Raw genomic sequence first — 26,303 nt, forward strand, 5'->3', positions numbered from 1 at the left:
TGTTTAGAAAATAACGTATATAAACAGTTATCGATGGTACAAAAGGTATCGATATGAGAATGTCGCATCTCAATTTTAATCATCTCTATTACTTCTGGCATGTTTGTAAAGAGGGATCCGTTGTTGGCGCCGCTGAAGAACTTTATTTAACGCCTCAGACAATAACAGGTCAGATAAAAGCGTTAGAAGAACGTTTGAATGGTAAATTATTTAAAAGGCAAGGCCGAGGACTGGTCCCTTCAGAACTCGGACAACTGGTTTTTCGTTATGCTGATAAAATGTTTGTGCTAAGCCAGGAAATGTTAGATATTGTTAATTATAGTCGTGAATCGAATTTGTTATTTGATGTCGGTGTCGCTGACGCTTTATCTAAACGGCTGGTAAGCCGCGTCCTTGAAACAGCTATCGTTGAGCATGAGCGGATCCATTTACGTTGTTTTGAATCGACCCATGAGCTTTTATTGGAACAATTGAGTCAACATAAGTTAGACATGATCTTATCTGATTGCCCGGTTGATTCATCACAACAAGAAGGATTATTTTCCGTGAAGCTTGGTGAATGTGGCGTTAGTTTTTTCTGTCGCAAACCAATACCGGAAAAACCTTTTCCGCTTTGTTTAGAAGAGCGGCGATTATTGATCCCTGGTCGACGTTCTATGTTAGGTCGTCATCTACTTTCTTGGATCCAGAATAATAAATTGCAGGTAGAAATTTTGGGTGAATTTGATGATGCTGCGTTGATGAAAGCATTTGGCATGTATCATAACGCAATATTTGTCGCACCATCATTATACGCTAATGAAATTTTTTCAGATAATGAAGTGGTTGAAATTGGTCATATGGATAAAGTGAAAGAAGAATATTATGTTATTTTTGCTGAACGTATGATCCAGCATCCAGCAGTGCAACGTGTATGTAATAAAGATTTTTCTGGTTTATTTGATCAAACCTTTTATAAACCATAATAATCATTTTCAATAGTAATGTAATAAAAAAACCGGCTAAAGCCGGTTTTTTAGCAAAATCAAAATAAATTACATTGATTTGATTTGTGCAACTAAGTTTGCTTTATGACGTGCAGCTTTGTTTTTGTGGATCAAGCCTTTGCTAGCATAGCGATCAACAATAGGTTGCATGTCGTTAAATGCTTTTTGTGCTGCTTCTTTATCACCGGTAGCGATAGCGGCATAAACTTTTTTGATAAAAGTACGCACCATAGAACGACGACTAGCATTATGCTGACGGCGTTTCTCTGATTGTATGGCACGTTTCTTAGCTGATTTGATATTAGCCAAGGTCCAACTCCCAAATATTTATTCTATCAAGGACACTCTAAAGGCCGAGGAATATGCCTTTTTAGCCCTCATTTGTCAATGAATTTGTGTAAATAAGCATCGTGTACTGCAATGCAATCTGTTGTGATGACCGATGATTTTATCAGTTTACTGAGTGAGAATACAGTTTTAAATGTGAAAAACGGGATGAAATTGCAGGAAAGTGGGTAAATTAACTATTTTTCTTGCTGACAAACAACAACTTATTATATTTGTTATAAATATTAATCAAATGGTGACTTAACCTTCAAGGTAGTAAGCGGTATAATCCAGCAATTTTTATTATATTGAGCCGATTATGAAGTTAGTACGTGGGATACATAATATTCGCGCATATCATCATGGTTGTGTATTGACTATTGGCAATTTTGATGCTGTTCATCGAGGACATCAGGCATTATTGAAACATTTAAAACAACAGGGTCAGCGTCTCGGACTACTAACGATGGTCATGATTTTTGAACCGCAACCATTGGAATTTTTTTTGGGCGCAAATGCGCCAGCACGTTTAACGCGTTTACGTGATAAGATAAAATACTTTACCGAATATGGCGTTGATTATTTACTGTGTGTTAAATTTAATCCCACATTTGCTTCATTATCACCTCAAGCTTTTGTTTCACAATTACTGGTGGAGAAATTAGGGGTTAAATTTTTGGCGATCGGTGATGATTTTCGCTTTGGCAAAGATAGACAGGGTGATTTTCAATATCTCCGTGCAGCTGGTGAACAATATGGTTTTGAAGTCGCCAATACCGAAAGTTTTTGTGATGCCGGACAGCGTGTTAGCAGTACGGCTGTCAGGCAAGCACTATTAAGTGATAATCTTACCCTTGCTGAGAATCTTATGGGACACCCCTACCGATTAAGCGGTCGAGTGATTTATGGTAGCCAGCTTGGTAGTAAGATCGGTTTTCCAACAGCAAATATACCATTTAAATGTTTAGTTATGCCTGTTAAAGGCGTTTATGTGGTAGAAGTATATGGTTTAGCCGACCACCCATTGCAGGCAGTAGCAAATATTGGTACCCGCCCAACAGTGAATGGGGTAGAACAGCAAATAGAAGTGCATTTGATAGATGTGTGTATGGATATATATGGACGTCATATTGATGTTGTATTGCGTAAAAAATTGCGTAACGAGCAGCGATTTGCTTCTATTGATGAATTAAGACAGCAAATCGGTGAGGATATAATGGCTGCGAGACAATTCTTCCAGTCGTCATAATTAAGATATTTAGCAGAAAATTGGAACTGAGAATCTAAATGAGTGACTATAAAAATACCCTGAATTTACCGGAAACAGGGTTCCCTATGCGTGGTGATCTCGCTAAACGAGAACCACAAATGTTAGCCCGTTGGCATAAAGACGGTTTGTACCAAGCTATTCGCCAGGCCAAAACAGGTAAACAGATGTTTATACTGCATGATGGTCCTCCTTATGCTAACGGTAGTCTTCATATTGGTCACTCAGTTAATAAAATTCTCAAAGATATTATCATTAAATCTAAAGGACTGGCTGGGTTTGATTCGCCCTTTATTCCTGGTTGGGATTGCCACGGTTTGCCAATTGAACATAAGGTTGAACAGATTATCGGTAAACCTGGTGATAAGGTTTCTGCTGCTGAATTTCGTGAACAATGCCGCAAATACGCTAAGGAACAAATTGAAGGTCAAAGAGCTGATTTTATTAGAATGGGCGTGTTTGGTGATTGGGCGCAGCCTTATTTAACCATGGATTTTAATACCGAAGCCAATATTATTCGTGCGTTAGGTAAAGTGATTGAAAATGGCCATTTAGTAAAAGGTGCTAAACCGGTTCATTGGTGTACTGCTTGTGGTTCTTCCTTAGCAGAAGCGGAAGTTGAATATTATGATAAATCATCGCCTTCCATTGATGTACGCTTTAGCGCGGTGGATGCTAAAGCCGTTTATAGTAAATTTGGTGTAGAATCGGCAACTTTGCCGGTTTCAGCCGTGATCTGGACAACAACACCTTGGACATTGCCGGCTAACCGTGCGATTGCGGTTAACTCTGATTTGGAATATCAATTAGTCAAAGTTAATAATGATGAATGTTTAATTTTGGCAAAATCGCTAGTTGAAACGGTAATGCAGCGTATTGCAGCCACAGAGTGGCAAATTATAGCAGAATGTAATGGTGCTGAATTGGAATTACTGCGCTTTCATCACCCGTTTATGAATTTCGATGTACCTGTTATTTTGGGTGATCACGTTACTTTAGATGCGGGTACCGGGCTTGTACATACTGCACCAGGTCATGGCCCTGAGGATTATATTGTTGGACAAAAATATAAACTTGAAATAGCAAATCCTGTCGGCCCAAATGGTTGTTATTTACCTGATACTTATCCTGGTTTAGATGGCGTTTTTGTATTTAAAGCAAATGAGTTAATTATCGAACTTTTAGCGGCCAAAGGCACACTGCTACATAAAGAAATATTACAGCATAGTTATCCTTGTTGTTGGCGGCATAAGACACCCGTTATTTTTCGTGCAACTCCTCAGTGGTTTGTGAGTATGGAAAAAAATGGCTTACGTGAACAATCACTCAAAGAGATCAAAGGTGTTAAATGGATCCCTGAGTGGGGTCAAAGCCGGATTGAATCTATGGTGGCAAATCGCCCAGATTGGTGCATTTCTCGTCAGCGCACTTGGGGTATGCCGATGGCATTATTTGTGCATAAGCAGACAGAGAAATTACATCCACGTACGTTAGAACTGATTGAAGAAGTTGCTAAACTTGTTGAAAAATCAGGTATTCAGGCGTGGTGGGATCTGGATCCCGTTGCCCTATTAGGCAGTGATGCAACTGATTATGTTAAAGTTCCCGATACGCTTGATGTCTGGTTTGATTCTGGTTCTACCCATTATGCCGTTGTCGATGTTCGCCCTGAATTTAAAGGACATTCTGCGGATTTATATTTGGAAGGTTCTGATCAGCATCGTGGTTGGTTTATGTCGTCTCTAATGCTGTCAACGGCGATGAAAGGAAAAGCGCCTTATCGAGAAGTATTAACCCATGGTTTTACGGTTGATGGACAAGGTCGTAAAATGTCAAAATCCTTGGGGAATACGATTAGTCCACAAGATGTCATGAATGATTTAGGCGCTGATATTCTACGGCTATGGGTTGCTTCAACCGATTATACCAGTGAAATCGCTGTTTCAAGTGAGATTTTAAAACGTTCTGCCGATAGCTATCGGCGTATTCGTAATACAGCACGTTTCTTATTAGCCAATTTGAACGGTTTTGATCCGGCTTTACACCAAATTAAACCAGAACAAATGGTTGTATTAGATCGCTGGGCAGTAGGGCGGGCTAAAGCTGCTCAAACGGAAATCATGATGCATTATGCTAATTATGATTTTCATGCAGTTGTTCAGCGGTTAATGCAGTTTTGTTCTGTTGAAATGGGTTCTTTTTATTTAGATATAATAAAAGATCGTCAATATACAGCAAAAAGTGATAGTTTGGCGCGGCGTAGTTGCCAGACAGCCTTATTCCATATCGTAGAGGCATTGGTACGTTGGATTGCGCCGATCCTTTCTTTCACTGCCGATGAAATTTGGCAGCAATTGCCTGGTGAACATGGCAAATATGTCTTTACTGAGGAGTATTATGATGGCTTGTTTGGCCTGGATGATAATGAAACACTCAATGATGAATTTTGGGATGAACTATTAATTATCCGTAGTGAGGTTAATAAAGTTCTTGAACAAGCACGTGCAGATAAGCTTATTCGTAGCTCGTTGGAGGCCGCAGTGACTTTATATGCGGATACCGAACTGGCTGAAATACTTAATCGTTTAGGTGATGAGTTACGTTTTGTATTATTAACCTCACAAGCTAAAGTAATTGATATTACCCAAGCTCCAGTTCACGCACAGAATAGTGAACTGAGTGGATTAAAAATTGCTTTCCAGCAGGCGGAAGGCGATAAATGTCCTCGTTGTTGGCATTATGCAACGGATATTGGTCGGGAGGCGGAGTATGCAGAATTATGCGGCCGCTGTGTTACTAATGTAGCCGGTAACGGTGAAATACGTAAGTTTGCCTAATGAAAAATCCTATTTGCTCTACTGGCTTACGCTGGTTATGGTTAACGGTTGTGATATTAATTGTTGATCTTGGTAGTAAGCAACTCATTTTGAATCATTTTCAATTATATGAGTCGATACCATTAATGCCTTATTTCAATTTGGCTTATGCTCAAAACCCTGGTGCAGCATTTAGTTTTTTAGCTGATAAAGGGGGCTGGCAGCGTTGGTTTTTTGCATTTGTGGCGATTGTCATTTGTGTGGTGCTTATCGTAATGATGTATCGTCAAAGCGTGAACAAAAAATTGAGTAATATTGCTTATGCATTGGTTATTGGTGGAGCATTAGGGAATTTGTGTGATCGCTTAGTCCATGGCTTTGTAGTTGATTTTATTGATTTCTATGTTGGTGACTGGCATTGGCCGACATTTAACATTGCTGATATGGCGATTTGCATTGGTGCGGCACTCATTATTCTCGACAGCTTCATCAATACAGACAAGAAAGTGAGTGCAGCTTAGTTCATCGTTCGTTTACGCTGATCACAGGTTGATTTATTTCTAACAGTAGGTTTTTATTGTCATGTTAACGTTAGTACAAGCAGATAGTGCCGTGTTGCTGCATTTCACGCTGAAACTTGAGGATGGCTCAATTGCTGATTCAACCTATAATCAGGATAAACCGGCACTTTTTCGCCTTGGCGATAAAAGCCTTTCGCTAGCACTGGAAAAACAATTAATGGGTTTAAGTGTTGGTGAGAAAAAAACATTTACCTTAGGCGGAGAGGATGTTTTTGGTAAACCAAACCCAGATATGATCCAATACTTTACGCCAAAAGATTTTATTCAGCTCGGTATGCCTCAAGTTGGTGCCATCATATTATTTACTGTGATAAACGGTAGTGAAATGCCCGGGATGGTAACCGCAGTGACAGAAGAGTCTATCACCGTTGATTTTAATCACCCGTTAGCGGCTCAGGACATCATTTTTGACATTGAAGTGTTGGAAATTGACCCGAAATGGGAGGGCTCAAATGCAAATATTGCTGGCTAACCCTCGAGGTTTCTGTGCCGGTGTTGATCGGGCAATTAGCATTGTTGATCGTGCACTGGCTCTTTATGGTGCTCCGATTTATGTTCGTCACGAAGTCGTCCATAACCGTTATGTGGTTGATAATTTACGTCAACGCGGTGCGATTTTTATTGAACAAATTGCTGAAGTACCTGATGGTGCTATTTTGATCTTTTCTGCTCATGGTGTTTCTCAAGCAATCCGGCGGGAAGCTAAGCAACGTAATCTGACCATGTTATTTGATGCAACTTGCCCATTGGTGACTAAAGTACACATGGAAGTGGCACGTGCTAGTCGTAAAGGTAAAGAAGCGATTTTAATTGGGCATGTTGGCCACCCTGAAGTAGAAGGTACAATGGGACAATATAATAACCCGGCGGGTGGTATGTATCTTGTTGAATCGCCGGAAGATGTTTGGAAGTTACAAGTAAAAGATGAAAATAATCTCTGTTTTATGACGCAGACTACTTTATCGGTAGATGACACAGCTCATGTTATAGATGCACTAAACACGCGTTTTCCAAATATTATCGGACCACGTAAAGATGATATCTGCTATGCCACCACTAATCGTCAAGAAGCGGCGCGAGAGTTGGCCGATAAGGCTGATATTGTATTAGTTGTCGGCTCTAAAAATTCTTCTAATTCCAATCGTCTTGCTGAATTGGCGCAAAGAGCAGGCAAACCTGGTTACCTAATTGACTCTGCTGATGATATTCAAGAACATTGGCTGGAAAATATGCAGATTATTGGTCTTACTGCTGGTGCTTCTGCTCCGGATATTCTTGTTCGCCAGGTTATTGAACGCTTAAAAATTTTAGGAGCTAGTGAAATGGTCGAACTTGCGGGTCATGAAGAAAATATTGTTTTTGAAGTGCCAAAAGAGCTACGGGTTGAGATCAAGCAAATATAATAATTGTTATTTTGGTATTTTATTCAACTAATTTTTAGTACCGCAATTTATTTACTAATTAAGCCAACTCTGATGGCTTTTTTTGTCACTGACGCTTACTAGATCAGTGTTAGCCTTGTCAAACTTAGGATATTTAATCTGTTTTTTAATCAAGAGAGAAAAACATGACTAATTCAGATATGCGAGTTGCCATCGTTGGTGCTGGTGGCCGCATGGGACGTGAACTAATCAAAGCAGTTTCACAACAGGATGGCGTTACTTTAGGGGCAGTGTTAGAAAGAAAAGGCTCAAGCATAGTAGGTACTGATGCTGGTGAATTAGTCGGCATTGGCCGTTTAAATGTTATAATTAGCGATGATCTGATTAATGTTTTAGATAAATTTGATATTTTGATCGATTTTACTCGTCCCGAAGGTACGCAATATTACCTATCTGTTTGTAAAAAATATGCCAAAGCGATGATCATTGGTACTACAGGTTTTAATGAAACTGAACAAAAGTTGATTGAAGAAGCGGCGAAAACAATCCCTATTGTATTGGCGGCAAATTTTAGTGTCGGCGTTAATTTGGTGTTAAAGTTATTAGAAAAAGCAGCAAAAGTGATGGGTCAATATAGTGACATTGAAATTATTGAAGCTCATCACAGGCATAAAGTCGATGCACCCTCAGGAACCGCCTTAGCAATGGGCGATGTTATTGCTAAGACAATGGGTCGTGATTTAAAAAATTGTGCAGTATATGGTCGTCAAGGTATTACGGGTGAAAGAGAAAAGAACAGCATTGGTTTTGCCACGATTAGAGCTGGCGATATTGTTGGGGAGCATACAGCGATTTTTGCTGATATTGGTGAAAGAATTGAGATAACTCATAAAGCATCAAGTCGCATGACGTTTGCAAATGGCGCTGTTAAAGCTTGTTTGTGGTTAAAAGGAAAAAATAGTGGCTTATATAGCATGAAAGATGTATTAAATTTAGAAAATGTTTAGTTTTTTATTAATCTATTTATTTGATAAAGCATAATTAATTTTTAGTTTTTGTTTTATTTATAGATTTATTAAGTGTTTTGTTTGATAACTGTTTTTTTTAATATTTAAAATGAAAATCTTATTGATTTAAGATGTTTTTGGCGCATTCATTATAATGAAATTTAGTTAAAACCTATTTTTGCAATTATCTTGTTATGTAATCGATTATCTTGCTAAGATAATCTATCATTTTACTAGTTACATTGATTTTTCATTATAAATTAGCTAAAAAAATAATTTTTTACTAGACAATCACTCTTCTCATCATTAGAATGCGCGCAATTTGTCAAAAATTTGCTTAAAGTCCATTTTGGCACGAATTTATTGGCTTACGCATGAATAAATATGCTCAATACATGGTTTTTTATTCTTTTGGAGGGTATTTTGATTAAGCCAGCTATATTGGTTCTGGAAGACGGAACCCAGTTTCATGGTCATTCCATTGGGGCTGAAGGAATTGTTGTTGGAGAAGTTGTTTTTAATACATCAATGACTGGATATCAAGAAATTCTCACTGATCCTTCCTACTCCCGCCAAATTGTTACACTTACTTATCCTCATATTGGAAACACGGGCATCAATCCTGATGACGAAGAGTCTGCTATCATTCATGCTCAAGGGCTTGTTATACGTGATTTATCATTAATTTATAGTAACTTTCGCGGAAAAGAAAGCTTATCTGATTATTTAAAGCGCCATAAAACAGTAGCAATTGCTGATATTGATACTCGTAAGCTTACGCGGTTATTAAGGGAAAAAGGCGCACAGAATGGTTGTATTATTACTGGCAATAATTTAGATGCCCATTTGGCATTAGAAAAAATTAAATTATTTGGTGGAATAAAAGGACTGGATTTAGCTAAAGAAGTCACAACTAAAGAGGTTTATACCTGGCAACAGCAGAGTTGGCAGCTGGCAGCCGATGGATTATCGACTATTAAGGCACGGGAGCAACTCCCTTATCATGTTGTTGCTTATGATTTTGGTGTCAAACAAAATATTTTACGCTTACTCGTTGATCGCGGTTGTTATTTGACGGTTGTTCCAGCAACAACCCCTGCTGATGAAGTATTAAAAATGGCACCTGATGGAATATTTCTTTCTAATGGCCCGGGTGATCCAGCCGCTTGTGATTATGCGATCAAAGCCATCAAACAGTTTTTAACGACAGAAATCCCTATTTTTGGTATTTGTTTAGGTCATCAATTACTGGCACTAGCTAGTGGAACCGATACCGTTAAAATGAAATTTGGCCATCATGGTGGTAACCATCCAGTAAAAGATTTAGTTAATAATTGCGTTATGATCACCGCACAAAATCATGGTTTTGCGGTTGATGAAACAACATTATCTGACAAATTGCGAGTTACCCACAAATCACTATTTGATAGCAGCCTACAGGGCATACATCGTACCGATAAACCTGCATTTGGATTTCAAGGACATCCTGAGGCAAGTCCTGGCCCTAAAGATGCAGAACCTCTATTCAATTATTTTATTGAATTGATTATAAAGTATCGTCAAATAAATTTAGCTACTCAAGTTGATTGATCAGGAGCAAAAAATGGCAAAGCGTACAGATATAAAAAGTATCCTGATTTTAGGTGCCGGTCCAATTGTTATAGGCCAAGCTTGTGAATTTGATTACTCAGGTGCACAAGCTTGCAAAGCACTACGTGAAGAGGGTTATCGCGTTATTTTAGTCAATTCCAATCCGGCAACTATTATGACAGATCCCGAACTGGCGGATGCTACTTATATTGAGCCGATTCAGTGGGAAGTGGTACGCAAAATTATTGAAAAAGAGCGGCCTGATGCGATTTTACCTACAATGGGTGGACAAACTGCTTTAAACTTTGCTTTAGAATTAGAGCGTAAAGGCGTATTAAACGAATTTGCTGTTACTATGATTGGCGCAACGGCTGATGCAATTGATAAGGCGGAAGATCGTCAGCGGTTTGATAAAGCAATGAAGAAAATCGGCCTTGAAACTGCTCGTTCAGGAATTGCCCATTCCCTGGAAGAAGCATTAGAAGTGGTAGAGCAAGTAGGCTTCCCCTGTATTATTCGCCCTTCATTTACTATGGGCGGTTCGGGTGGCGGTATTGCTTATAACCGTGAAGAGTTTGAAGACATTTGTCTGACCGGTTTAGATCTTTCACCAACCAATGAATTATTGATAGATGAATCGTTAATTGGTTGGAAAGAGTATGAAATGGAAGTGGTTCGTGATAAAAATGATAATTGTATCATTATCTGTTCTATTGAAAATGTCGATGCGATGGGGATCCATACGGGAGATTCTATTACTGTTGCTCCTGCACAAACATTAACCGATAAAGAATACCAAATTATGCGCAATGCATCGATGGCAGTGTTGCGAGAAATTGGTGTAGAAACAGGTGGTTCAAATGTTCAATTTGCCGTAAATCCTAAAACTGGTCGTTTAATTGTTATTGAAATGAATCCCCGGGTATCACGTTCATCGGCCCTGGCATCTAAAGCAACTGGTTTTCCTATTGCTAAGGTTGCAGCGAAACTTGCGGTAGGTTATACCCTTGATGAATTAATGAATGATATTACCGGCGGGCGCACACCCGCTTCTTTTGAACCTTCTATTGATTATGTCGTGACTAAGATCCCGCGTTTTAACTTTGAAAAATTCCCGGGTAGTAATGATCGTCTGACAACTCAGATGAAATCTGTTGGTGAGGTCATGGCGATTGGGCGAACTTTTCAAGAATCTATGCAAAAAGCATTGCGTGGATTAGAAGTCGCCGCAACGGGTTTTGATCCTAAAGTAGATTTAGATGAATTCGACTCGTTAACCAAAATTCGCCGTGAATTGAAAGACGCTGGAGCTGAACGTATTTGGTATATAGCCGATGCATTCCGCGCAGGTATGTCTGTGGATGGTGTGTTTAATTTAACTAATATCGATCGTTGGTTCTTGGTACAGATTGAAGAACTTGTTCGTTTAGAAGAGAAGGTTACTGAGTTTGGCGTTAATGGATTGTCAGCAGAGTTTTTGCGGCGCTTGAAACGAAAAGGTTTTGCCGATATTCGTTTAGCTAAATTAGTCGGTGTTTCTGAAGCTGAAATCCGTAAATTACGTCATAAATATAAATTGCATCCTGTTTTTAAGCGAGTTGATACTTGTGCGGCAGAATTTGCTACCGATACCGCTTATCTCTATTCCACTTATGAAGATGAATGTGAAGCCAATCCTGACAGTACCCAATCTAAGATTATGGTACTAGGTGGTGGACCAAACCGCATTGGTCAAGGAATTGAATTTGATTATTGCTGTGTTCATGCTGCGTTGGCGTTACGTGAGGACGGTTATCAAACAATAATGGTAAACTGTAATCCTGAAACAGTTTCTACCGATTACGATACTTCTGATCGTCTCTATTTTGAACCAGTGACGTTAGAAGACGTATTAGAAATAGTTAGGATCGAACAACCTGCAGGTGTAATTGTGCAGTATGGTGGCCAGACACCATTAAAATTGGCACTTGCTCTGGAAGAAGCGGGCGTTCCTATTATTGGCACTAGCCCAGATGCGATTGATCGCGCTGAAGATCGTGAGCGGTTTCAACAAGCCGTGACCCGTTTAGGGTTGAAACAGCCAGAAAACGCCACAGTTACCACTATTGAACAGGCTATAGAAAAAGCTCACAGTATTGGTTACCCATTAGTTGTACGTCCCTCTTATGTTTTAGGCGGACGCGCAATGGAGATTGTCTACGATGAAACTGACTTACGTCGGTACTTTCAGACAGCAGTCAGTGTTTCTAATGATGCACCAGTATTGCTCGATCATTTCCTCGATGATGCCATTGAGGTTGATGTCGATGCTATCTGTGATGGGGAAGCCGTTTTAATTGGTGGTATTATGGAGCATATTGAACAGGCTGGTGTTCATTCTGGTGATTCTGCCTGTTCCTTGCCACCTTATACCTTGAGTCAGAATATACAGAATGTCATGCGTAAGCAGGTAAAAAAACTGGCTTTTGAATTACGCGTTCGAGGATTAGTGAATGTTCAATTTGCGGTTAAAAATAATGAAGTTTATTTAATCGAAGTGAATCCGCGTGCTGCGCGTACAGTGCCTTTTGTATCAAAAGCAACAGGAATACCACTGGCAAAAGTGGCCGCTCGCGTCATGGTTGGGCAATCCTTAGCAAAACAGGGTATAACGAAAGAAATTATTCCACCTTATTATTCGGTAAAAGAAGTTGTATTACCATTTAATAAATTCCCTGGGGTTGATCCTATTTTGGGACCAGAAATGCGTTCGACCGGTGAAGTTATGGGTATAGGTCGTACTTTTGCCGAAGCATTTGCTAAAGCCATGTTTGGTTGCTCTTCTACAATGAAAAAATCTGGACGGGCATTACTTTCAGTCAGAGAAAATGATAAAGCCAAAATTGTTGATTTAGCAGCTAAATTAATTGAGCATGGTTTTGACTTAGATGCAACTCATGGTACTGCAATTGTGTTGGGTGAAGCAGGAATTAACCCGCGTTTAGTTAATAAAGTACATGAGGGACGCCCTCATATTCAGGATAGAATAAAAAATGGTGAATATAGTTATATTGTCAATACGACTGCCGGTCGCCGTGCAATAGAAGATTCGAAGCTTATTCGTCGAAGTGCATTACAATATAAAGTAAATTATGACACTACTATTAATGGCGGTTTTGCGACAGCGATTTCCCTCAATGCTGATCCTACGGAGCGGGTTATCTCTGTCCAAGAGATGCATAAAATGATCGGGCGTTAACTTTTATTACTATTTAAAAAATGGCCCTGTTAAATGGGTCATTTTTTATTCTGTGCCAATAAAAGCCGTGATATTTATTTGGCTTTTTTATGTTTCCAATATACAACAAGTGAGCCAATCAATCCGCTAATGAGTAACAGAATAGGTAAGAATATTAAAATATTCATGACAATATTTTCATGGCGTTTAATAAAAGGAATTTGATTAATTGCGTAGCCTAGAGAAACAATGATCCCAATCCATAATAGACCACTAAGCCAATTGAATAATTGAAAGCGACGGTGGCTTAAGGTTGAAAGTCCGGCTAAAACCGGCAATAGTGTGCGAACAAAAGCTAAAAAACGACCGAACAGAAGCGCATATAAGCCTTGGTCGTTAAATAATCGATTTGCACGATCGTGATACTCTTGTGGGATCTGTTTTAACCATTGTTTTATTACATTCGTATCACTAAGCCATCGCCCCTGTAAAAAACCTAACCAACAACCTAGGCTAGCAGCAATAGTTAAAATAATAATTGTCGGAATAAAGGAAAGAACACCTTTGGCAATCAAAGCACCGGAAAGAACAAGTAGTGTATCTCCGGGCAGAAATGCTGCAGGAAGAATACCGTTTTCTAATACAATAATGGTAAAAAGCACCGCATAAATAATCCATAAAGTATCGGGATTAATTAATTTAGCAAAATCATGATGCCAAATTGCCATCACGATTTCATTGAGAACTTGCATAGCTTACCCTGTTAATAACCACCAATGAAGAACCGATATAGTTGTCAGTTTACCTTAAAAAACTGGATTATGTTGGATTTATTCACGCGTTTATTATAAAAGCAGTTGGATAGAAAGTGCCTATCTCAGAGTAAAAATATTAAAGATGGCAAATGTATGTTGCGGCTATCTGTTATTAGAACAAATCAAATTGCTGCAAACTTATTGATAACAGGTAAATAAATAAAAATTTCATCAAATAGTAATGATAATTACTATCAAATGATTTAATGTCTGGTATGATCAGTAAGTTTTTCATAATGTAAGTGTGGAAAATAAAAATTTACTACGAATAGATTAGCTGGCATAAGCTATGATCAGCTAAAAGGATCGCGTTAAATAACAGAAGAGTGATAGCCAACTGATGCGTAAATTGATAGCTTCTATTTTATTGGCAATAAGTTTGATAAATGTAACTTTCGCCGAGACAAATCCGGTAGGTCTGTCTGAGCAGTTTCAGCCTGTTAATATACCTAATCAGCAAGATATATCCATTGCAAATCAAATTCCAACGACTTCGGCCAATGGAGAGCAACTAAGCGAGAAAGATCTTGCCACTGAAAAAAATGTAGCAACACTACAACAGGAACCTAACTTATTAACTGCAAAAGGAGGATTTGATCAAGATCTTTCGATTTGGAGTATGTATCAGCATGCTGACGTGATTGTAAAAGCCGTCATGTTAGGATTAATTTTTGCTTCAATTATTACCTGGGCTCTATTTTTTTCAAAAAGCATCGAACTGATTGGAGCATACCGACAGCTTCGAAAAGAACAGCAAAAACTATCTAAAGTAAAATCACTCGATGAAGCGATAGGAATTGCTGCAACATTTAAAAAAAGTAGTATTACTCGAAAATTATATGATGAAGTTGTGGCGGAAAAAACATTATCTGCCGGCAGTCGTGATTTAAATGGAACCAAAGATCGTGCCAGTTTTCGCCTTGAAAGAGCTGTTGCTTCAATTAGTCGTTATATGGGGCGAGGTAATGGTTATTTAGCAACCATAGGGGCAATTTCCCCCTTTATTGGTTTATTTGGAACGGTTTGGGGAATTATGAATAGCTTTATTGGTATAGCTCATTCTCAGACGACTAATTTAGCGGTTGTTGCCCCTGGCATAGCAGAAGCTTTGTTAGCTACGGCAATAGGACTGGTAGCTGCGATACCAGCAGTGGTTATTTATAATTTATTTGCGCGCATGATTAATACCTATCGTGGACAACTGGGTGATGTAGCTGCTCAGGCTACGGTATTGTTAGGTAGAGATTTGGATTTAGCTGATAGTAAAAGAGAAAGGTAAGTACTTATGGCGATCCGTTTGAACGATGATTTAAATGATAATGGTGAAATGCATGAAATTAATGTTACACCATTTATTGATGTAATGTTGGTTTTACTGATTATTTTCATGGTTGCGGCACCTTTAGCAACAGTCGACATTAAAGTTGATTTACCCGCTTCTACGGCTAAACCCCAACCTAGACCGGAAAAACCGTTATTTTTAACAGTGAAAGAGAATGGTCAAATGTATGTTGGAGAGCAAAATGTTTCTCAGGAGCAATTGGCATCAGCTTTGGATCAGATAACTGGTATAAATAAAGAAACCACTATTTTTTTTCAAGCAGATAAAACAGTAAATTATGAAAGAATAATGGATGTAATGAACTTATTACGTAAATCTGGTTACCTTAAAGTGGGATTAGTTGGCATGGAGATGTCACAGAGCACAAAATAGCGTATTGCTAATATTGTCCACTGGGTAATTAAATACCCAGTGTTGATTTATATACGTTAGTAATAAATCAATAGTATAATATATTTTTTATATTCTATAAACATATTAATTGCATGGTTAATAAATTAGATAATTAATAATTTCAAATTTATTTATATTACAAAATAATAAACTATTACTTAGAATAAAAATATTTTAATAAAAAACTTATATTTATTTTTTATATAATTTATAGTTATTAATTTCATTTTTCTTAAACTAATAAGTTAGAAGTAAGCGTTGGTAAGTTTTTTATTCATATAAGTAGTTGACTTCTATTTATAGCATAGATAAAGAGAATGAATGTATTTAAGAAAGTTTAGCTTAATGTACGCTATAATTACCTACAAAAAATAAAGTAATTTAATTGCCTTGTCAGATAAAAAATAATTTAATAAAAAATACTTGCATAAAAATAGAGTTTAATTATAGAATAATTATGCTAAATATTAGATAATATATTATTAATATTGTAGATAATTACTATTAGAGTAGAATAGTTGTGTTTATAAATCATTTGTACAATTAATATAGTTATGCCTGCAATGGAATTTATATCTAATAACCATAAACCATAGTCATTTTTTAAGCTGGCTATGATTTAAAGCAAGTTTAGAAATTTTAATGGGCTGACTTTTCAATAACTACATACAGCAAAGTATATCAATAATATTTAACTACAGTAATATTAACGTTATCTAGCCAAGATAACGTTTTTTTTAATCTATTTAATATGTTCCATATAGAAGTTGATATATTCAATTATCCATCTTGGTAAATAATAAATTTTTTATTTACTTTTTAATTTATGATTATTATTGATTTTAATGGAATTTTCAGTCGAATATAACTGAAACAGTTAGTATTATAATTTTTAGTGATAGAAAATTAATCTAACTATGATTAGTCATAATCTATCGGTTGAAAAAATTTGTCATAAAATATATATAAGTTACCACTTATAATTATATTTTATTCATTTATACAAATAAATGTATAGTGATATGCGTTTATATATCATCCAGTCTGGGAGGCGAGGGTGAATCTATCTAGTCGATAAAACTAAACTGGCGATTAAAAATCGCCATTCCTAGTGGTTTATTGCATTACCAAGTCAAGCTAATTAAATGTTCATTTCTGCACCGAATACATCAATTAGGCATTTTATCAGTGCACTAATTTCGTTTGTCATCAAAATATAGTCAGCATCAAAACGTTGGGCAAAATCTGTTTTATCAATATCATCATTTTGTTCTTTTATCAGATCACTAAATTTTAGTCTTTTAATTGTTCCGTCGTCGGAAAGAATAAATTGAATACGCTCTTCCCATTCTAATGCTAACTTTGTTACTCGTTTTTTAGCTTCAATGTGGGCGATAATTTCATCACAGAATAAATCTTGTTTTTTACAACGTATCACTCCATCTTCTTCAACGGGTGCTTTTAATTCAGCTTCATCCATTAAACTGAATCCATTAGCAGGTTTGCCAGAGCGCACCCACTCCGTTAAAGTTAGTTCGATCGGATTTTGATAACTTAAAGGCACAACCGGAAGCGAGCCTAATGTTTTACGTAAAAATGCCAGATTATCTTCAGCACGTTTAGTACTCGCTGCATCAACAATAATCAGGTTATTGGTTATATCTAACCAGATATAAGTATGACTGATTTTACTAAAGGCCCTGGGTAAAAGTGCATGCAGGACTTCATCTTTTAATGGATCTTTTTCGCTTTTTTTCAGTTTTCGTGCTTGGGCTGTTTCTATTTTCTTAATTTTAGCTTCTAACTCTTGTTTAATAACCTGTGCTGGCAGAAGCTTTTCTTCTTTTTGGACGCAAAGTAAAATTTGGTTATTAACCGTGTGTATTAGTGCTTCACTGTGAGATCCCATCGGTGAAGTCCAGCCCATTTTCATGATATCTTGGCTTGTGCATGGGCTATAAGCCAGGGTGGCAAGTTGTTTTTCAAGCTTATCTACGGATAATTTGAATTCCCGATTTAAGCGGTAGATCATTAAATTTTTAAACCACATCTCAAGGCTTCCTCGTTATTCCTTATTTAAAAATTGGGGATATGATAACGGATCACACTCTTCGACCCTAGTTTTCAATCGCTATTTTTATTGATTAAGTCAGTTTTAATCGATTTTATCCATCCGCATAGGTTATTTTTATCTTTAATAATTATTTAATTAAATGGTAAATTACATTTTTAAAATATAGGCTAATATTCTGTCATTAATTATTTTTAATGAAATTTTTATTGCTTGATACTGGTTTTTATAATCGATTAAAAAAGAGGGTAAATAATGTCTTATTTTTTTGATTAAATTATTTAATAAATTTTTAGAGGGATCTATTGCCAGAAATAGAATATAAAAATGAGATTATTTTTGCCATAAAAATAATATTTTTGCTGTATGCTTAAAGGTGATTTATTGTAAACTTACTGATTTTATAAGCTTGTTTTTTATTTATGAGGGTAGGGTTATTTTAATAAATTATTTTTAATTCATTTTATAAAATATTTTCATTTTATTATTTTATTATGATTTTTTAAATACTAAAAGCAAAGAAAATTATTTTATTATTTGAAATTGGCATTTTTCAATTATTTTGTTCAGCATAAATTAATGGGTATTTTTATGGCAAGAAAATTAAAACCCATCATAACATTTATTGCTACTTTATCTTTAGCAGAGATTTCACAGGCAACAAGTATTTATGATGATCAATATACGCGTTTTGATATTTATGGGCAAATTAGATTATTAAATAGCTGGGATACGGAAAAAAATAGAGCCATGATTGGCGATGATGGTAGTCGTATTGGTTTATTTGCCGAGCATAAGCTGCCTCATGAGGTTAAAGTATTTGGCAATATTGAATTAGGTTTAGATACGCAAAAGTCGAATAGTAATAATCCTAACAGCCAATTTGAACTCTATAATCGGGTTGGCTATGTTGGTATTTCTCATGCAGAATATGGGAAAGTACAATTTGGCCGTACTTATGTTCCTATTGATTCAGTTGCTAAATCTAATTTAGGTTATAACAATACTGGTGTGCTCTATTTTGCTGATGTACTGAGTCGAAATACCGGTATATCTTCTGGCTATGTAAAGCAAGAAAATGGCAATACCATTTATCGTGGTACTGGACGGGATATTTTTACCCTACGTTTGCCCCATACTATCTATTTAGAAACACCTTCATTTAAAGGCGTAAAGTTTGCAGGCAGTTATTCTAGACCCTCGGAAGGCAGTGGTGAGCGTGATTACAGTGATATTCTTCATGCTTACTCATTGGGTCTTTTTTATCAGAACGCTTTAGGTTTCGAACTGGCTACTGGTTGGGCTGAAGCGGTGGGTGAAAAAAACCAAACAGGAAAAAAACCGCAAGACAAAATGTTCGCATTGGGGGTCAAATATATTTTTCCTGATAAGACCGCTTCAATTGGAATTGATTATGGTCGGTTACAATCAACGAATGTAGTAGTCGCCAGGAAAACACTGACGCCAACATCGGTGACAGGGGATTGGTCAGCTCATCTCTACAGTATTGGCGCAAAATGGCACTGGCTAGAATCAGATACAGGCTTATATGCCGGTTACGGACTAAGATCAGGCGATAAAAAAACCTTTGACTATCCAAAGCAGACTTATACGTTAGGTGTAGATAAAGACTTTGCAGTAATGAAAAATAAGCAATTACTTTTATATATGGAAATGGCGTATAACCACCTTCATAGTAAAAATCAAGCTTATGAGAAAGATAATTGGTTTTTGGTTGAGACAGGTTTGCGTTTCTTTTTCTAACCAATTTCATGAAAATTCACCCTAATGAATGATAGCGATTTAGTCTATTATATAAAGGTAAAAATTATAATAACAGCCAGAATGGCTGTTATTTTTTATATTAGATTCAATGGCAAAATCACTATATTTGGCAAACCATATCTTATCAATTGTTATCTTAATGGTATAAGAAAGTCACTAAAAACGCATAGTGTTTTGCTATACTAATGCCGACTTGCTAATAGTTAGTAACGATTGGACAAAATAAATTCTGCTGCAAGTTGTGTTAATTTTCACCAAATACTTTGAAGCGAATGTTATCGTCAATATAGGTTTTTTCATTAGCCGGTTGTTTAATTGCACCAAAGACTAACTGAGCACGTAATTTCCACGAGTTTGGGATCTTCCAACTGGCATGCACTTTTTCATCAATGAGTGGATTGTAGTGTTGCAGTGATGCGCCCACTTTTTCTTGTGCTAGACTCGCCCAAACCGCATATTGTGCCATTCCGCTACTCTGTTCTGACCAAACAGGGAAGTTATCGGCATAAAGTGGGAATTTTTGCTGTAATTCTTTGATAATATTTTGTTCTTCAAAAAATAATACCGTACCTGCGCCGGCAGCAAAACTATCGATTTTTTTCTCTGTGGTAGTAAATATCTCTTTAGCAACAATTTCTTTTAGCGTTTCTTTGGTAATATTGTGCCACAGTTTTTTATGTTCATCGCCTAATAAAATAACCACCCGCGATGTTTGGGAATTAAATGAAGAAGGTGCTTCTTTAACGGCTTCTTTAACCAATTTAATAAGTCTTGCTTGAGAAATAGGTAATGAGTTATCTATATTGTAAATGGTTCTTCTTTCTTTCATCATTTCTATAAATTTGTTTGGCATTATATTCTCCTTATATTAATAAGGTCATAAATTGATTGTGCGCAGCTAGGTTATTGATAACTATAATCGGACTGACAAAAAATCATAGATAAAAAATTTAACTATATAGTTCAAAAATTCAGTTATTAATTAATTTTGTGAATTACATACCAGATCTCATCTTAAGTTTAAAAATTTGCAACTTAATAAAATTGGCGACAATAATTCATTAAATGGTTATAAATATGAAATAATAGTGCCAATTAATTTGATAATGAAATAATGATAGGATCAATCATGGTAAGATGTATTCTGGTCGTCGAAGATGAAACTGCGATCCGTGAGATGATTTGCTTTATATTAGAACAGAATGGATTTCAAACAGTTGAGGCAGATGATTATGATTCAGCAATCGCGCAGCTTATAGAGCCTTATCCTGCACTTATTTTGCTGGATTGGATGATCCCAGGTGGTTCGGGCATCCAGCTTATTGCCCATATAAAACGTGATCAACTGACGCGAAATATTCCCATTATGATGTTAACCGCTAGGGGAGAAGAAGCAGATCGGGTACGTGGTTTAGAAATAGGTGCAGATGATTATCTTACTAAACCTTTTTCACCTAAAGAGCTGATTGCTAGGGTAAACGCAATTTTACGTCGTGTTTCAGCTTTGGCTAGCGACAATGTTATCGAAATGAACGGATTGAAATTAGATCCTGCTTCTCATAGGGTAATGAGCGATACAATGTCGATAGAACTGGGACCGACAGAATATAAATTATTGTATTTTTTTATGACCCATCCAGAACGAGTTTATAATCGTGAGCAATTATTAAATTATGTATGGGGTGTGAATGTTTATATTGAGGATCGTACAGTAGATGTGCATATTCGTCGTTTACGTAAAGCACTGGCTGTGGCTGGTCATGAAAAAATGATCCAAACTGTTCGAGGTACAGGCTATCGTTTCTCTGTCCGTTATTGATTGCTGGTTATAAGGAAAAGTCGACGTGCTTGAACGTTTGTCGTGGAAAAACTTAGTGGTTGTTCTGGTTTTATTCTGCTTACCGGCATGTGGATTATCACTTTTTATTGGTCATTTATCTTGGTTGCTCGTGATTTCACTATTAGCGGCTTTATGCTGGCATAGTTATCATTTACTGAAATTATCCGATTGGCTTTGGCTTGAACGTCGTTTACTGCCACCCACCGGGAAAGGTGTTTGGGAGCCGATTTTTTATGGTATTTATCAGTTACAACAACGTAATCGTAAACGCCGGCATGAATTGGTACAGATTATTAGGCGATTTCGTAGTGGTGCAGAATCTTTACCTGATGCCGTAATCATCATGACCGCAGAAGGTAATATTGTTTGGTGTAATCGTTTAGCTGAATATTTATTAGGTTTTCGTTGGCCAGAAGATAGTGGGCAATCTATTTTCAATTTACTTCGTTATCCTGATTTCAACCGCTATTTTATTTTGGCCGACTATTCCGTGCCATTTACGATAGCGTTAAATAACGGTGCAATAGTTGAATTTCAAATTATGTCTTATGTTGATGACCAATTACTAATGGTTGCAAGAGACATAACGGAAAAGGAGAAATTGGAAAAATTACGCGGCGAATTTTTTGCTAATGCTAATCATGAGTTACGCACACCGTTGACCGTTTTGCAAGGTTACCTGGAAATCATGGATGAGCAAAACGATAGCTATCCGGCTAATAAAAAAGCCTTATGCTCAATGCGTGAACAAGTGGCACGCATGGATAGTTTAATTAAACAAATACTCCAGCTTTCCCGCATTGAAATAGCAGCGCATATTAATTTGAATGAACAGATCAATATTCCGGCAATGCTAAATATAATAAAACAGGATGTAATAAATTTAAGCTTGGCAAAGCATAAAATTATTTTTGATGTAGATAAAGAATTGCAAGTTTATGGTAATGAAGAGCAATTAAAAAGTGCTATTTCAAATCTTATTTATAATGCGATTAACCATACACCGGTTGGAACATCTATTCACATTTGTTGGCAACATGTTAAACAGGGAGCACTTTTTTCTATTCGCGATAATGGTCCGGGAATTGCTTCCACGCATTTGCCACGTTTAACGGAACGTTTTTATCGAGCAGATAAATCGCGTTCTCGCCGAATGGGCGGCGGCAGTGGATTAGGATTGGCTATTGTTAAACATGCATTAATTCATCATCATTCCCAATTAAATATTGAAAGTCAATTAGGTAAGGGGTCGGTATTTAGTTTTATTTTACCGTCTAGTTTAGTTGTGATAACAAAAAATGGACAAAATTAAATTTCATTGGCTGTATTTTAGTTAAATAAGTTTAGCAAAATAATACATTTGCATGAGTAAATGTTAGTGTTGGTTAAATTTTGTGCAAATCATATAACGTATATTGAGTAAACACTAAAACCAATCACTAAATAAAAAATTTATTTCAGATTTTTATTCTGCTTTTTCGATTTACTATTGCCTTTTATCATTATAAAAGTTTTACTTGTAGTCTGTTATTGGCGTATTTTTCTGTTTTTATCAAATTTATCAGATTAATTAAATATATTTTTTACTGATTAAAATTAGCGGAGATCACAGTCAATAAATAAAAAGTGGTTTAGGTTTTAGTTCTACTTAAGCTGGATGATAAATAACAACAAATTAACAACAATTATGGCATATCGTTTAACATCGAGAGATATTCTAGCGTTAGGGTTTATGACCTTTGCGTTATTTGTAGGAGCAGGAAATATTATTTTTCCTCCCATGGTTGGTTTGCAAGCTGGTGAGCATGTATGGATAGCGGCAGCTGGATTCCTGCTAACAGGTGTTGGTTTGCCTGTTATTGCTGTTATCGCCTTAGCAAAAGTAGGTGGCGGTATCGAACAGCTTAGTGCGCCGATTGGCAAATGTGCGGGGTTACTGTTAGCAATCGTCGCCTATTTATCGGTCGGGCCATTATTTGCGACACCTCGTACTGCAACCGTTTCTTATGAAGTCGGAATTGCCCCACTAGTAGGCGGCGTTTCTTCGATTTCATTGTTTATCTATAGTCTTATTTATTTTGCCATTGTGATAGCGATTTCACTCTATCCAGGCCGATTGCTCGATAGTGTAGGGCATATCCTAGCGCCAATAAAAATGATTGCATTAGCTATTTTAGGTATTGCTGCGTTACTTTGGCCAGCAGGTGAACCTATTATGTCAACGCCATCCTACACAGAAATGGCTTTTTCTAATGGTTTTATTAATGGCTATCTGACTATGGATACCTTGGGTGCGATGGTTTTTGGCATTGTTATTGTGAATGCTGCCCGCTCACGTGGCGTCGAAAATTCCGCTCTTCTAACCCGTTATACGATGTGGGCTGGATTAATTGCCGGCGTGTTATTAACATTGGTTTATGTTTCATTGTTTAAACTGGGTGAGAATAGCGGCACGTTATTGCCTAACGCCAGTAATGGTGCTGATATTTTGCATGCCTATGTGCAACATACTTTCGGTAATTATGGTAGCTTTTTCTTAGGAGTACTGATTTTTGTTGCTTGTATGGTAACGGCGGTTGGACTTACTTGTGCTTGTGCTGAATTTTTCGCGCTTTATGTACCATTTTCTTATCGTAAATTAGTCTGGATACTTGGTATCTTTTCTATGGTGATTTCTAATTTAGGATTAAGTAAACTGATTGAATTCTCTATTCCAGTATTAATTGCGATTTACCCACCATGTATTGTATTGATTATAATGAGCTTTACTTTGAAATGGTGGAAGTGTGCATCCAGGGTGGTTGCGCCAACAATGTTGGTAAGTTTACTATTTGGTTTATTAGGTGCCATGAAATCCTCTGAGCTTTTGCAAGCATTCATTCCTGCAATGGCAAAAAAATTACCACTTTATAATCATGATCTAGCCTGGCTGGTACCATCATTAATTGTCTTAGTTTTGTTTGCATTATATGATCGTATTAACACTAAACAGCACTAATATAAAGTTAGATGCCTAAAGCATGTAATTTAATAGCAATAAACCCTAGTCTTTAATCAGCTAGGGTTTATTTGTTTTCATTAATAGCGCTCTTTTTTTTGTTCGAGTTTCAACAAAGATGATCATTTCTGGATAAAATTGCCAAAAGAAAGTAGAAAAGCGAGAGTAATGCAGAATAAAGTCATCAAAGGAACCGATTAAATTAACCAGTTTAGGCCGTCTGCGCGCCATGCTGTTTAATACATTACTAATATATTCAGGTTCTGCATAACGGATCAGCCAGTTTTGTGACCATAAATACTCATTTAATTCTTGAAATTTCTCTGGGGTATAATATAAGTTCGGTTCAATTTGCTGGCGAGCATAATCAACAAATTGGGGTAGAGTTTGCTTTGATTCGATTTGATCCCAATATAAAGCGAGAAAATGATCCCAAACTAAATCGAGAGTAATTGCGGCGACTCGACGGTATGGCGGCCGAAAAAGTTGCTTTGCATTAATCACAATGGGGTGTTGATCGGTAAATTTATCTACTTGGCGATGCATTCTGATCCCGGCCACAATATCCGGTGAATACAAACCATCAGGATCACCGCGAACGAAATCCGCCATTAAATTTCCTAATAAGGAACTTTGAGCTCGTTGAGCTAAATGCAAGTGTGCAAGAAAATTCATAGTGTCATTATAAGTGAATTTTTAGTTTTCGTGATGCTTATTTGTTGCACTGTCTTTATCACCGCACTAGACTAGTGCGCTTGTTTTGATCAAATAGTATAAAGAAATGCGTATTTCTGATTTTGCTTTTAAATTACCTGATGAGTTAATAGCCCATTATCCCTTAGCTAAACGTAGTCACTGCCGGCTACTTTCTTTAGACGGTTCAACTGGTGAACTGGCTCATGGTATTTTTACTGATATTATTGATAAATTAGAATCAGGTGATCTGCTAGTTTTCAATAATACGCAGGTTATACCTGCACGCCTTTATGGCCGTAAAATGTCTGGTGGCAAAATTGAAGTATTAATTGAGCGCATGTTAGATCCCCACCGAGTTTTGGCACATGTTCGTGCTTCGAAAGCGCCCAAGGTAGGCGCTGAATTATTATTAGGTGATGATGAAAGCGTCAAAGCTATTATGTTAGCAAGACACGATACATTATTTGAAATTGCTTTTCAGGATCAGCTTGATGTGTTAGCTATCTTAAATGATATTGGCCATATACCATTACCTTCCTACATTGCTCGTCCTGATGAAGAAGTTGATAGAACACTTTATCAAACAGTTTATGGCCAACGACCTGGTGCAGTTGCTGCGCCCACGGCAGGATTACATTTTGATGAATCATTACTAGCGGCGCTGCGGCAAAAAGGGGTCGAAATGGCATTTGTGACGCTGCATGTTGGTGCAGGTACATTTCAACCTGTTCGGGTGGAAAATGTTGCTGAACATACCATGCATGCAGAGTATGTTGAAGTATCGCAAGAGGTTGTTGATGCAATATTGGCGTGTAAAGCGAGAGGTAAACGGGTTATTGCGGTTGGCACAACTTCAATTCGAGCTTTAGAAAGTGCGGCGAGCGCCTGTAAAGAAGGTATTATTGCTCCCTTTTTTGCTGATACCCGAATTTTTATTTACCCAGGCTTTCATTTTCAAATTGTCGATGCATTGATTACTAATTTCCATTTACCTGAATCAACTTTAATTATGTTGGTATCTGCTTTTGCTGGTTATCAAAATACGATGAATGCCTACCAAAAAGCAATCGCAGAAAAGTATCGTTTTTTTAGTTATGGGGATGCCATGTTTATCACGCATAATCCAAATGCAATGAATGAAAAAATTGGCTAACGCGTTCTTAACTTGATAATTAACATCATCAATTTAG

21 protein-coding genes are annotated in these 26,303 nt (G+C 36.9%); 16 read left to right on the forward strand and 5 right to left on the reverse strand.

Going from position 1 to position 26,303, the window contains the following annotated elements:
• Positions 1 to 53: 53 nt before the first annotated feature.
• Complete coding sequence (gene nhaR / locus H1X92_RS07810; RefSeq protein WP_180559618.1) at positions 54 to 965, forward strand: transcriptional activator NhaR; 912 nt, start codon at positions 54 to 56, stop codon at positions 963 to 965.
• A gap of 69 nt (positions 966 to 1,034) precedes the next feature.
• On the opposite strand, the gene rpsT is transcribed toward nhaR, so the two are convergent.
• On the reverse strand, positions 1,035 to 1,295 hold the full coding sequence (gene rpsT, locus H1X92_RS07815) for a 30S ribosomal protein S20 (protein WP_026821429.1): 261 nt from the start codon (positions 1,293 to 1,295) through the stop codon (positions 1,035 to 1,037).
• 337 nt (positions 1,296 to 1,632) lie between these two features.
• Here rpsT and ribF point away from each other — a divergent pair, with 337 nt between their 5' ends.
• The 8 genes from ribF to carB all read left to right on the forward strand — a co-directional run bounded on the left by ribF (position 1,633) and on the right by carB (position 13,194).
• Positions 1,633 to 2,562, forward strand: a complete 930-nt coding sequence (gene ribF / locus H1X92_RS07820; RefSeq protein WP_180559619.1) for a bifunctional riboflavin kinase/FAD synthetase — start codon at positions 1,633 to 1,635, stop codon at positions 2,560 to 2,562.
• Between the two features lie 38 nt (positions 2,563 to 2,600).
• The gene (gene ileS / locus H1X92_RS07825; RefSeq protein WP_180559620.1) at positions 2,601 to 5,417 is read left to right on the forward strand and encodes an isoleucine--tRNA ligase; all 2,817 of its coding nucleotides are present in this window, start codon (positions 2,601 to 2,603) and stop codon (positions 5,415 to 5,417) included.
• Complete coding sequence (gene lspA, locus H1X92_RS07830) at positions 5,417 to 5,917, forward strand: signal peptidase II (RefSeq protein ID WP_180559621.1); 501 nt, start codon at positions 5,417 to 5,419, stop codon at positions 5,915 to 5,917. Before ileS ends, lspA begins: the two co-directional genes overlap by 1 nt.
• 61 nt (positions 5,918 to 5,978) lie before the next feature.
• Complete coding sequence (gene fkpB / locus H1X92_RS07835) at positions 5,979 to 6,449, forward strand: FKBP-type peptidyl-prolyl cis-trans isomerase (protein WP_180559622.1); 471 nt, start codon at positions 5,979 to 5,981, stop codon at positions 6,447 to 6,449.
• Positions 6,430 to 7,380: a 4-hydroxy-3-methylbut-2-enyl diphosphate reductase gene (ispH, locus tag H1X92_RS07840; RefSeq protein WP_180559623.1), complete on the forward strand. Its 951-nt coding sequence runs from the start codon at positions 6,430 to 6,432 to the stop codon at positions 7,378 to 7,380. Before fkpB ends, ispH begins: the two co-directional genes overlap by 20 nt.
• A gap of 164 nt (positions 7,381 to 7,544) precedes the next feature.
• Positions 7,545 to 8,366 (forward strand): 4-hydroxy-tetrahydrodipicolinate reductase, encoded by an 822-nt coding sequence (gene dapB / locus H1X92_RS07845; protein WP_180559624.1) that lies wholly within the window; start codon positions 7,545 to 7,547, stop codon positions 8,364 to 8,366.
• A 423-nt stretch (positions 8,367 to 8,789) separates the two neighbouring features.
• Positions 8,790 to 9,956, forward strand: coding sequence for a glutamine-hydrolyzing carbamoyl-phosphate synthase small subunit (gene carA / locus H1X92_RS07850; protein WP_180559625.1), 1,167 nt, complete (start codon positions 8,790 to 8,792; stop codon positions 9,954 to 9,956).
• A gap of 13 nt (positions 9,957 to 9,969) precedes the next feature.
• Complete coding sequence (carB, locus tag H1X92_RS07855) at positions 9,970 to 13,194, forward strand: carbamoyl-phosphate synthase large subunit (protein ID WP_180559626.1); 3,225 nt, start codon at positions 9,970 to 9,972, stop codon at positions 13,192 to 13,194.
• A gap of 74 nt (positions 13,195 to 13,268) precedes the next feature.
• Here carB and H1X92_RS07860 read toward each other — a convergent pair whose 3' ends face one another.
• Entirely contained in the window at positions 13,269 to 13,925 is a 657-nt protein-coding gene (locus H1X92_RS07860) for a DedA family protein (protein WP_180559627.1), read from the reverse strand.
• Between the two features lie 403 nt (positions 13,926 to 14,328).
• Here H1X92_RS07860 and exbB point away from each other — a divergent pair, with 403 nt between their 5' ends.
• A complete protein-coding gene (gene exbB, locus H1X92_RS07865; protein ID WP_180559628.1) occupies positions 14,329 to 15,267 on the forward strand; it encodes a tonB-system energizer ExbB in 939 nt (312 codons plus the stop codon).
• Positions 15,268 to 15,273: 6 nt separating this feature from the next.
• On the forward strand, positions 15,274 to 15,702 hold the full coding sequence (gene exbD / locus H1X92_RS07870; RefSeq protein ID WP_180559629.1) for a TonB system transport protein ExbD: 429 nt from the start codon (positions 15,274 to 15,276) through the stop codon (positions 15,700 to 15,702).
• 1,162 nt (positions 15,703 to 16,864) lie between these two features.
• On the opposite strand, the gene rdgC is transcribed toward exbD, so the two are convergent.
• Positions 16,865 to 17,773: a recombination-associated protein RdgC gene (gene rdgC / locus H1X92_RS07875; RefSeq protein WP_180559630.1), complete on the reverse strand. Its 909-nt coding sequence runs from the start codon at positions 17,771 to 17,773 to the stop codon at positions 16,865 to 16,867.
• A gap of 612 nt (positions 17,774 to 18,385) precedes the next feature.
• On the opposite strand from rdgC, the gene H1X92_RS07880 reads away from it, so the two are divergent.
• A complete protein-coding gene (locus H1X92_RS07880; protein WP_180559631.1) occupies positions 18,386 to 19,558 on the forward strand; it encodes a porin in 1,173 nt (390 codons plus the stop codon).
• A 265-nt stretch (positions 19,559 to 19,823) separates the two neighbouring features.
• Here the strand turns inward: H1X92_RS07880 and H1X92_RS07885 are convergent, their stop codons facing one another.
• Positions 19,824 to 20,432: a nitroreductase family protein gene (locus tag H1X92_RS07885; protein ID WP_180559632.1), complete on the reverse strand. Its 609-nt coding sequence runs from the start codon at positions 20,430 to 20,432 to the stop codon at positions 19,824 to 19,826.
• A 276-nt stretch (positions 20,433 to 20,708) separates the two neighbouring features.
• Here H1X92_RS07885 and phoB point away from each other — a divergent pair, with 276 nt between their 5' ends.
• From phoB to brnQ, 3 genes are all read left to right on the forward strand, one after another.
• Positions 20,709 to 21,398 (forward strand): phosphate regulon transcriptional regulator PhoB, encoded by a 690-nt coding sequence (gene phoB / locus H1X92_RS07890; protein ID WP_180559633.1) that lies wholly within the window; start codon positions 20,709 to 20,711, stop codon positions 21,396 to 21,398.
• A 25-nt stretch (positions 21,399 to 21,423) separates the two neighbouring features.
• Positions 21,424 to 22,731: a phosphate regulon sensor histidine kinase PhoR gene (gene phoR, locus H1X92_RS07895; protein ID WP_180559634.1), complete on the forward strand. Its 1,308-nt coding sequence runs from the start codon at positions 21,424 to 21,426 to the stop codon at positions 22,729 to 22,731.
• Positions 22,732 to 23,106: 375 nt separating this feature from the next.
• On the forward strand, positions 23,107 to 24,417 hold the full coding sequence (brnQ, locus tag H1X92_RS07900; RefSeq protein WP_180559635.1) for a branched-chain amino acid transport system II carrier protein: 1,311 nt from the start codon (positions 23,107 to 23,109) through the stop codon (positions 24,415 to 24,417).
• A gap of 60 nt (positions 24,418 to 24,477) precedes the next feature.
• Here brnQ and H1X92_RS07905 read toward each other — a convergent pair whose 3' ends face one another.
• Positions 24,478 to 25,092 carry an ACP phosphodiesterase gene (locus tag H1X92_RS07905; protein WP_180559636.1) on the reverse strand — a complete coding sequence of 205 codons (615 nt, stop codon included), beginning with the start codon at positions 25,090 to 25,092 and terminating at the stop codon, positions 24,478 to 24,480.
• Between the two features lie 106 nt (positions 25,093 to 25,198).
• Between H1X92_RS07905 and queA the strand changes: the two genes are divergently transcribed.
• Positions 25,199 to 26,266: a tRNA preQ1(34) S-adenosylmethionine ribosyltransferase-isomerase QueA gene (gene queA, locus H1X92_RS07910; protein ID WP_180559637.1), complete on the forward strand. Its 1,068-nt coding sequence runs from the start codon at positions 25,199 to 25,201 to the stop codon at positions 26,264 to 26,266.
• Positions 26,267 to 26,303 lie beyond the last annotated feature (37 nt).

Origin of the sequence: Arsenophonus endosymbiont of Apis mellifera, from assembly GCF_903968575.1 — a bacterium.
GTDB lineage: Bacteria > Pseudomonadota > Gammaproteobacteria > Enterobacterales > Enterobacteriaceae > Arsenophonus > Arsenophonus apicola.

Bases quoted from the DNA above. Each gene is read 5' to 3' on its own strand.
- nhaR (WP_180559618.1), top strand. From the start codon at position 54: ATGAGAATGTCGCATCTCAATTTTAATCATCTCTATTACTTCTGGCAT.
- ribF (WP_180559619.1), top strand. From the start codon at position 1,633: ATGAAGTTAGTACGTGGGATACATAATATTCGCGCATATCATCATGGT.
- ileS (WP_180559620.1), top strand. From the start codon at position 2,601: ATGAGTGACTATAAAAATACCCTGAATTTACCGGAAACAGGGTTCCCT.
- lspA (WP_180559621.1), top strand. From the start codon at position 5,417: ATGAAAAATCCTATTTGCTCTACTGGCTTACGCTGGTTATGGTTAACG.
- fkpB (WP_180559622.1), top strand. From the start codon at position 5,979: ATGTTAACGTTAGTACAAGCAGATAGTGCCGTGTTGCTGCATTTCACG.
- ispH (WP_180559623.1), top strand. From the start codon at position 6,430: ATGCAAATATTGCTGGCTAACCCTCGAGGTTTCTGTGCCGGTGTTGAT.
- dapB (WP_180559624.1), top strand. From the start codon at position 7,545: ATGACTAATTCAGATATGCGAGTTGCCATCGTTGGTGCTGGTGGCCGC.
- carB (WP_180559626.1), top strand. From the start codon at position 9,970: ATGGCAAAGCGTACAGATATAAAAAGTATCCTGATTTTAGGTGCCGGT.
- H1X92_RS07860 (WP_180559627.1), bottom strand. From the start codon at position 13,925: ATGCAAGTTCTCAATGAAATCGTGATGGCAATTTGGCATCATGATTTT.
- exbB (WP_180559628.1), top strand. From the start codon at position 14,329: ATGCGTAAATTGATAGCTTCTATTTTATTGGCAATAAGTTTGATAAAT.
- exbD (WP_180559629.1), top strand. From the start codon at position 15,274: ATGGCGATCCGTTTGAACGATGATTTAAATGATAATGGTGAAATGCAT.
- rdgC (WP_180559630.1), bottom strand. From the start codon at position 17,773: ATGTGGTTTAAAAATTTAATGATCTACCGCTTAAATCGGGAATTCAAA.
- H1X92_RS07880 (WP_180559631.1), top strand. From the start codon at position 18,386: ATGGCAAGAAAATTAAAACCCATCATAACATTTATTGCTACTTTATCT.
- H1X92_RS07885 (WP_180559632.1), bottom strand. From the start codon at position 20,432: ATGCCAAACAAATTTATAGAAATGATGAAAGAAAGAAGAACCATTTAC.
- phoB (WP_180559633.1), top strand. From the start codon at position 20,709: ATGGTAAGATGTATTCTGGTCGTCGAAGATGAAACTGCGATCCGTGAG.
- brnQ (WP_180559635.1), top strand. From the start codon at position 23,107: ATGGCATATCGTTTAACATCGAGAGATATTCTAGCGTTAGGGTTTATG.
- H1X92_RS07905 (WP_180559636.1), bottom strand. From the start codon at position 25,092: ATGAATTTTCTTGCACACTTGCATTTAGCTCAACGAGCTCAAAGTTCC.
- queA (WP_180559637.1), top strand. From the start codon at position 25,199: ATGCGTATTTCTGATTTTGCTTTTAAATTACCTGATGAGTTAATAGCC.